Annotated in this window: 5 protein-coding genes; 3 read left to right on the top strand and 2 right to left on the bottom strand. The window is 72.2% G+C overall.

Going from position 1 to position 8,260, the window contains the following annotated elements:
- Positions 1-414 precede the first annotated feature (414 nt).
- Together D3105_RS30360 and ptsP are read left to right on the top strand one after the other, a co-directional pair.
- Positions 415-864 (top strand): PTS sugar transporter subunit IIA, encoded by a 450-nt coding sequence (locus D3105_RS30360; protein ID WP_118906122.1) that lies wholly within the window; start codon positions 415-417, stop codon positions 862-864.
- A 76-nt stretch (positions 865-940) separates the two neighbouring features.
- On the top strand, positions 941-2,611 hold the full coding sequence (gene ptsP / locus D3105_RS30355) for a phosphoenolpyruvate--protein phosphotransferase (RefSeq protein ID WP_032787831.1): 1,671 nt from the start codon (positions 941-943) through the stop codon (positions 2,609-2,611).
- 90 nt (positions 2,612-2,701) lie between these two features.
- Here the strand turns inward: ptsP and D3105_RS30350 are convergent, their stop codons facing one another.
- Positions 2,702-3,673 (bottom strand): hypothetical protein, encoded by a 972-nt coding sequence (locus D3105_RS30350; RefSeq protein ID WP_118906121.1) that lies wholly within the window; start codon positions 3,671-3,673, stop codon positions 2,702-2,704.
- A 63-nt stretch (positions 3,674-3,736) separates the two neighbouring features.
- Complete coding sequence (locus D3105_RS30345) at positions 3,737-5,716, bottom strand: acetoacetate--CoA ligase (RefSeq protein ID WP_118906120.1); 1,980 nt, start codon at positions 5,714-5,716, stop codon at positions 3,737-3,739.
- Positions 5,717-5,933: 217 nt separating this feature from the next.
- Between D3105_RS30345 and D3105_RS30340 the strand changes: the two genes are divergently transcribed.
- The coding region (locus D3105_RS30340) for a glycoside hydrolase family 31 protein (RefSeq protein WP_118906123.1) at positions 5,934-8,260 on the top strand (2,327 nt) is incomplete at its 3' end.

Below are 8,260 nucleotides of genomic sequence, written 5' to 3'. Positions count from 1 at the left end.
GACTCTATCAGACTCTTTCGTGTCCGATTCCCGGTCGAAGCGGGCCGTGCAGTTTCGCTTTCCAGGTTCTTCGCTTTCGCGTTTTCCCTTTCCGGCGGGTCCGACTCTATCAGGCCTTTTCCGTCCCCCTGACCACGGCCTGCGGGCATGCCGAAGGAGGGGTCATGGTTAGGATCTGGGCTTGAAAGTCGCCGCCGACCCCCGACTCAAAGTCGCGTTGGGGTCAGGCAGGAGTACGACAGTACAGGTCGCCGGGGACCGAGGCAAATCGTTTCTGGTGCACCCCTAGGTCTGCCAAGCGGTAGGTCTCGGGCGGAACCGGGACTTCATATGACTTACTCTGCTGAGCAGTACGCCGTCCCCCATCAGTCGCGGCGGCGACACCTGAATCTCCACCCCCCTGGGAGGCTCCCCATGACCAACGTGACGTCCCCTCTTGCTGGACGCGCCATCGGACTCACCGCGGTTCCCGACCCGGTCTTCTCCGGCGCGATGGTCGGTCCCGGCACCGCCATCGACCCCGTACGTGAGCCCTCCGAGGCCGTGTCCCCGGTCGACGGCATCGTCGTCTCCCTTCACCCCCACGCGTTCGTCGTCGTCGATGCCGACGGGCACGGGGTCCTGACGCACCTCGGTATCGACACCGTCCAGCTCAACGGCGAGGGCTTCGAGCTTCTCGTGAACAAGGGGGACACCGTGATCCGGGGCCAGGGCATCGTGCGCTGGGACCCGGTCGCCGTCGAGGCCGCCGGCAAGTCACCCATCTGCCCGATCGTGGCCCTGGAGGCCACCGCCGAGTCGCTCTCCGATGTCCGTGAGGACGGGGACGTGAAGATCGGCGAGACGCTGTTCGGCTGGCAGTAGCGTCTCGGGCGCAGTCACCAGCCAGTTGCACAACCACCGCGGTGACTCGGTCGCCGCACAACCGGAGACGGGTGAAATGGAGACAACGCTGCGAGGCGTCGGCGTGAGCCACGGTGTGGCCATCGGCGAGGTTCGGCACATGGGTACGGCGGTGCTGGAGCCGCCCGCCAAATCGATTCCCGCCGAGGAGGCCGAGCGCGAACAGGGGCGTGCCCGGCAGGCGGTGGAAGCCGTGGCGGCCGATCTGGTCGCGCGCGGCAATCTGGCCGGTGGCGAGGCACAGCACGTGCTCGAGGCGCAGGCCATGATGGCGCAGGACCCCGAGCTGATGTCCGACGTCGATCGGCGCATCGCCGTGGGCAGCACCGCCGAGCGTGCCGTGTACGACGCGTTCGCCGCGTACCGGGCGCTGCTGGCCAATGCCGGGGAGTACCTGGCGGGCCGGGTCGCGGACCTCGACGACGTGCGGAACCGGATCGTGGCACGGCTGCTCGGTGTGCCGATGCCCGGTGTGCCGGACAGTGACGAGCCGTACGTGCTGATCGCGCGGGACCTGGCGCCGGCCGACACCGCGCTCCTCGACCCGACGCTGGTGCTCGGCTTCGTCACCGAGGAGGGCGGGCCGACCAGCCACAGCGCGATCCTGGCGCGGGCGCTCGGCGTTCCGGCCGTGGTGGCGCTGCCCGGCGCCGGTGAGCTGGCCGAGGGAACGGTCGTCGCGGTGGACGGCAGCACGGGTGAGATCTTCGTCGACCCGAGTGCGGAGAAGCGGGCCGAGATGGAGGCCGCCGCCGCTGCTCGCAAGGCTGCGCTGTCCGCCTCGACCGGTCCCGGTGCCACATCGGACGGGCACAAGGTGCCGCTGCTCGCCAATGTCGGCGGTCCGGGCGATGTGCCCGCGGCGGTCGAGGCGGGGGCCGAGGGCGTCGGGCTGTTCCGTACCGAGTTCCTGTTCCTGGACGACAGCAAGCAGGCTCCTTCCGAGGAGAAGCAGGTCGCGGCCTACCGTGCGGTGCTGGAGGCGTTCCCCGAGGGGCGTGTCGTCGTGCGCGTGCTGGACGCCGGCGCCGACAAGCCGCTGGACTTCCTGACGCCGGCCGACGAGCCGAACCCGGCGCTCGGCGTCCGTGGGCTGCGGAGCCTGCTGGACCACCCCGAGGTGCTGCGTACCCAGCTGACCGCGCTGGCGAAGGCCGCCGAGGGGCTGCCGGTCTACCTGGAGGTCATGGCCCCCATGGTGGCCGACCGCATCGACGCCAAGGCGTTCGCGGACGCGTGCCGTGAGGCCGGGCTGCAGGCGAAGTTCGGCGCGATGGTGGAGATTCCGTCGGCCGCTCTGCGGGCGCGGTCGATCCTCCAGGAGGTGGAGTTCCTGTCGCTGGGCACCAACGACCTGGCGCAGTACACCTTCGCGGCGGACCGTCAGGTGGGTGCGGTGTCGCGGCTCCAGGATCCGTGGCAGCCGGCGCTGCTGGATCTCGTGGCGCTGTCCGCCGAGGCCGCTCGTGCCGAGGGCAAGAGCTGCGGTGTCTGCGGGGAGGCCGCCGCCGATCCGCTGCTGGCGTGTGTGCTGACGGGTCTGGGTGTCACCTCGCTCTCCATGGGCGCGGCGTCCATTCCTTATGTGCGGGCCACGCTGGCCAAGTACACGCTGGCGCAGTGCGAGCGGGCGGCGAACGCCGCTCGGTCCGCCGACTCGGCCGACGAGGCGCGCAGTGCGGCGCAGGCCGTGCTCTCGGGCGAGTAGGCAGCAGGCAGTAAGAGCAAGGGTTCCGGGGAGGGGTCTTCCGCCGTTGGCGGGAGGCCCCTCCCCCTTTGTCAGTAGTGGGCCGCTTTGTCAGTGGTGGGTTTCCGGGGGCTCGGCTCCGATGTCGAATCCCGCGCAGTATTCGACGCCGGATTCCGGGGAGACGGGCTCTCCTGTGTCCGCGTCCGTGCAGTAGGCGTTGAAGACCTCGCCGGCGGTGAGCGGGGCGAGGCCGCCGTGGGCCAGGCGCCAGCCGTGGACGCGGTCCGGGCTGTCGGGGGCGCTGGTGCGCAGGACCACTCCCCCGCGTGATTCCAGGGCGACGGCCACCGCGAGGACGGTGGCGAACTCGGCGCCCTCCGCGCTGTCGAGGCGGGCCGGTCCCGTGGTGTCGCGGTGGGTGTGGAGCACGGCCAGGAGCTGGTCGTTGTCCGTCGGAACGCTGCACACCAGGTGGTGGGTGCCCGGTCCCGCCGTCTCCAGCAGCCGCATCAGGAGGTGGGATGCCCGGTCGAAGGCCGCCCGTCCGATGTCCTGGCCGCAGTCGGCGCAGGTGCCGAGGTCGGCGAGGAGGAGAGTGCCGTACTCCCAGGTGGCCTGGCGAACCGCGCGGGAGACGAGGACGGGGATGAGGTCGCCGATGCCCTGGCCGGTGTAGGCGACCGTGGCTCCGGCGGCGGCGATCTCCGCGGTGAAGCGGCTGCGGCTCGCCCCCGTGTCGGCGTCGAGACCCGACTCGGCGCAGAACTCCTCGTAGTCCTCCGGGTCGAAGAGGGCGACGGTGATGTGCACGCCCTGGGCCGTGAGCGCTTTGAGCAGGGCCTCGACCTGCTGGAGGTAGACGGTGTGGTCGTCGAAGGGGAAGGTTCCGTAGCGTCGCATGGCCGCGAAGTCCTGCGCGTCGACGAGGAGGCCGACGGTGCTGGGTGCTTCGCGGCGCAGCGTGCGTCGCAGGGTGGTGGTGTGCGGGGTGCCGTGCCTCCTGCCGCGCTTCTTGCGGTGCGTCGCGTTGTGCTGAGCGTGGTGCTCGGTGCTGCGCTTGGTGTTGTCGGTCTGCGCCATGTGTCCCCCTGTGCGCGGTGAATCATTGCTCACTCAGCGTAATCAGGGGGACTGACAGTGGCGTTACGCGCGGCGCTTCGCCGCCAGGTCGGCGTAGAAGTGGAGGAGGTCGAGGTTGTCGACGGAGCCCGGGTTGACCGCCTTGGCCAGCTCGGTGCCCTGGAGCAGGCGCTTGACCGGAACCTCGATGCGCTTGCCGGTGAGGGTGTGCGGGATGGCGGGGACCTCGATGACCTCGTCCGGGACGTGGCGCGGGGAGAGGTTGTCGCGGATGGTCTGCTTGATCGCCGCGCGCAGGTCGTCGTCGAGGGTGGCGCCTTCGGTGAGGTGGACGAAGAGCGGCATCCAGTAGCCGCCGTCGGGCTCTTCGAGGCCGATGACGAGGGATTCGCGGATCTCGGGGAGCCGTTCGACCGCTTCGTAGATGTCGGCGGAGCCCATGCGGACGCCCTGGCGGTTGAGGGTGGAGTCGGAGCGGCCGTGGATGATCACCGAGCCGTGGTCGGTGATGGTGATCCAGTCGCCGTGCCGCCAGACGCCGGGGTACATGTCGAAGTAGCTGTCGTGGTAGCGGCTGCCGTCGGGGTCGTTCCAGAAGCGGATCGGCATGGACGGCAGCGGGTTGGTGACGACCAGCTCGCCGACCTCGTTGATCAGCGGACTGCCGGCCGGGTCCCAGGACTGGAGGTCGGTGCCCAGGCAGGGGGCCTGGAGTTCGCCGATGTGGACCGGGAGGGTGGGGACGGCTCCGGCGAAGCAGGAGCAGACGTCGGTGCCGCCGCTGACGGAGGCGATCCAGAGATCCTCGGCGACCTCGTCGTGGAGCCAGCGGAAGCCGTCGGGCGGGAGCGGGGAGCCGGTGGTGGCGACGCACTGGACGCGGGAGAGGTCGAAGTCGCGGCCCGGGTGGATGTCGGCCTTGCGGCAGGCCATGACGTAGGCGGCGGAGGTGCCGTAGAGGGTGGCGCCGGTCTGTTCGGCGACCCGCCACTGGGCGCTGACGTCCGGATAGCCGGGGCTGCCGTCGTACAGGACGACGGTGGTGCCGGTGAGGAGGCCGGAGACGAGGAAGTTCCACATCATCCAGCCGGTGGAGGTGTACCAGAAGAAGCGGTCCTCGGGGCCGAGGTCGCAGTGGAGGCCGAGCTGCTTGAAGTGTTCGAGCAGGATGCCGCCCTGGGACTGGACGATGGCCTTGGGCAGGCCGGTGGTGCCGGAGGAGTAGAGGACCCAGAGCGGGTGGTCGAAGGGGACCTGCTCGAAGACCGGTTCGGTATCGGCGGAGGTGAGGGCGGCCCAGGCGAGGGCGCCTTCCGGGGCGTCGGTGCCGAGCAGCGGGATGTGGACGACGGCGCGCAGCGTGGGCAGTTCGCGGCGCAGCTCGGCGACGGTCTCGGTGCGGTCGTGTTCCTTGCCGCCGTAGCGGTAGCCGTCGACGGTGAAGAGGACGACGGGTTCGATCTGCTGGAAGCGGTCGAGGACGCTGCGGGCGCCGAAGTCGGGGGCGCAGGAGGTCCAGACGCCGCCGACGGCCGCGGTGGCGAGGAGGGCGACGACGGCCTGGGGGATGTTGGGGAGGTAGCCGCTGACGCGGTCGCCGGGGGTGACGCCGAGGGCGCGGAGTTCGGCGGCCAGGGCGCCGACCTGGCGGCGGAGTTCGGCCCAGCTGATGGGGATCTGCGTGTGGGTCTCGTCCACGTACAGCAGGGCGGGGGTGTCGGCGCGGACCGGGTCCACTGCGGTGCGCAGGGCGTGTTCGGCGTAGTTGAGGGTGGCGCCGGGGAACCAGGTGGCGCCGGGCATCGCGCGGTCGCCGAGGACGCTCTCGTACGGAGTGGAGAAGCGGATGTCGAACCACTCGGCGACTGCCTGCCAGAAGGTGTCGAGCTCGTCGACGGACCAGCGGTGCAGGGCGGCGTACCCGCCGTCGGCCGGGGCGCCGTACCGGGTCGCGGCCCAGTTCTGGAAGCGGGTGACGGCCGCGGCCTCGATGCGGTCGGGGCCGGGCTGCCAGAGCGGGGCGTCGGGCGTGGCTGCGGTCATGAGGGCTGCTCCCTGGCTGTACGGGTACGCGGGGTGGGCGTCGGCGCGCACGGGCTGGGGTGTGCGCGTGAGCGGCTGACACGGACGATGCCATGTGATCGTCTTCGGCACCAGGGTGGCCCCGCCCCCGGGGATGCCGGGGAGCGGCGGCCGACATCGGTGAACGGGAGTTGAACGGAAGGTTCTGCGGGTCGGGCGGGGTGGCAGGGTGTGCGCCATGGACGGTCGTGACCTGGTGCGTCGGGTGAGGTTGGTCGGTTCGGTGCGGGGGCTGCGCACTGTGCGTTCGGCGTGGCGGCGCCGGGTCGCGGATGCGGCGGCGCTGCCGGCGCGCGGGGCGGAGCGGGCCCGGGTGCCCGGTGCGGCGACGGGTGCGGAGCCGGGTCCCGGCGGGGGTGTGGTGCGGTTCGCCCGTTCGGAGCTGCGCATCCGTGTGTCGGTGGGCGGTGCGGTGTTCTGGGCGTGGGACGGGGCGGAGCCGCTGCCGTCGTACGCGGTGGCGGGCGAGGCTCCCGCGCCGGACGAGCGGGCGGTGCTGGAGCCGGGCAAGGACGGCGGCTGGCAGGTGGTCGCGGAGCGGCTGACGGTGGTGGTGTCGCGGACCGGGGCGGTGGAGCTGCGGACGCCGGGCGGGGTGCTGTTGCGGCGTGAGCTGCCGCCGCGCTGGTGGGAGCCGGTGGGCGGCGGTCCGGTGCGGTGGGTGCAGCGCTCGGAGGTGCCGGCGGACGCGCGGTTCTTCGGGCTCGGCGGGCGTGCGGGCGGGCCCCGGCTGCGGGACGGGGTGTACCGGCTGTGGAACACCGATCCCGGCGGGCGATTCGGCCCCGGGGACGATCCGCTGTATCTGACGATGCCGGTGCAGGTGGTGGTGTCGGACGCGGGGACGCATCTGGCGTTTCACGACAACAGCTGGGCGGGCCGGGTCGTCCTGCGGGAGGGCGAGGAGGGCGCCGGTTCGGGGCACGACCGGCCGGGCGCCTGCGAGGTGCGGATGGAGGGCGGGCCGCTGCGCTGCTGGGTGGTGGTGGGGACGCCGGCCCGGGTGCTCCAGGGGTGGACGGCGCTGACGGGCGCGCCGGCGCTGCCGCCGTCCTGGGCGCTGGGGCCGCAGCACGCCCGGTGGGGGTTCGGCACCCAGGAGGAGGTGCGGCGGATCGTCGACGGGTACCGGGAGCGGGGGCTGCCGCTCTCGGTGCTGCATCTGGACATCGACCACTACGACGGGCACCGGGTGTTCACGGTGGACCGGGAGCGGTTCCCCGATCTGCCCGGGCTGGCGAAGGAGTTGCGCGGGGACGGGGTGCGGCTGGTGTCGATCGTGGATCCGGCGGTGAAGGCGGAGCCGGGCGACGCGGTGTTCGACGCGGGCCGGGAGGTCGGTGAGCACGGTGCGTACGTCCGGGACGCGCGGGGTCGGGTGGTGCTCGGGGAGGTGTGGCCGGGGGCCTGCGTCTATCCGGACTTCACTGATCCGGTTGTGCGGGATTGGTGGGGATCTCTGTACGAGGAGCGGCTTGCGCAGGGCTTCTCGGGGGTCTGGCACGACATGAACGAACCGGTGTCCTTCGCGGCGTTCGGGGATCCGTCGCTGCCGCGTTCGGCCCGGCATGTCCTGGAGGGCGCCGGGGGCGACCACCGCGAGGCGCACAACGTGTACGCGCTGGCGATGGCGCGGGCCGGGTACGAGGGGCTGCTGCGGCTACGCCCCGAGGAGCGGCCGTTCCTCTTCTCCCGGTCGGGGTGGGCGGGGATGCAGAGGTACGGGGGCACCTGGTCCGGTGATGTGTCGTCGGGGTGGCCGGGGCTGCGGGCGTCGTTGTCGCTGGTGCTGGGGCTCGGTCTGTGCGGGGTGCCGTACTCGGGTCCGGACGTGGGCGGGTTCGACGGGGTTCCGTCGCCCGAGCTGTATCTGCGGTGGTTCCAGCTGGGGGCGTATCTGCCGTTGTTCCGTACGCACTCGGCGATCGACGCGGGGCGGCGGGAGCCGTGGGAGTTCGGGCCCGAGGTGCTGGAGCACGCGCGGGCGGCGCTGGTGGAGCGGGAGCGGCTGCACCCGTACTTCGTGTCGCTGTCGCAGGTGGCGCGGCTGACGGGTGCGCCCTATGTGCGGCCGGTGTGGTGGGGGGCGCCGGGCGACCGGGCGCTGCGGGAGTGCGAGGACGCGTTCCTGCTGGGCGACGCGCTGCTGGTGGCTCCGGTGCTGGAGCCGGGGGTGCGGCGGCGGGCGGTGCGGCTGCCGAGGGGGCGGTGGTATGACACGGCGACCGGGCGGAGGTACGAGGGGCCGGGCCAGGTGCTGGTCGACGCCCCGCTGTCGGGTGTGCCGGTGCTGGCGCGGGCGGGCGCGGTGATTCCGGTGCGGGGTGCGGACGGCGAACCGGAGCTGGAGGTGTGGGCGCCCGCGCCGGGGCGTACGGGCGGGGGCCTGGTGGTGCGGGACGCGGGTGACGGGTGGGCAAAGGCGGAGGTCGAGCGGTACGCGACGCGGTGGGAGGGCGACCGCGTGGTGGTGGAACGGGACGGCGGGAAGGGTGGGGTCGGCTG

Source organism: Streptomyces globisporus (assembly GCF_003501885.1).
GTDB lineage: Bacteria > Actinomycetota > Actinomycetes > Streptomycetales > Streptomycetaceae > Streptomyces > Streptomyces globisporus_D.
The sequence above is the reverse complement of the archived record's forward strand: the minus strand, read 5'-3'. Positions and strand labels throughout refer to the sequence as shown.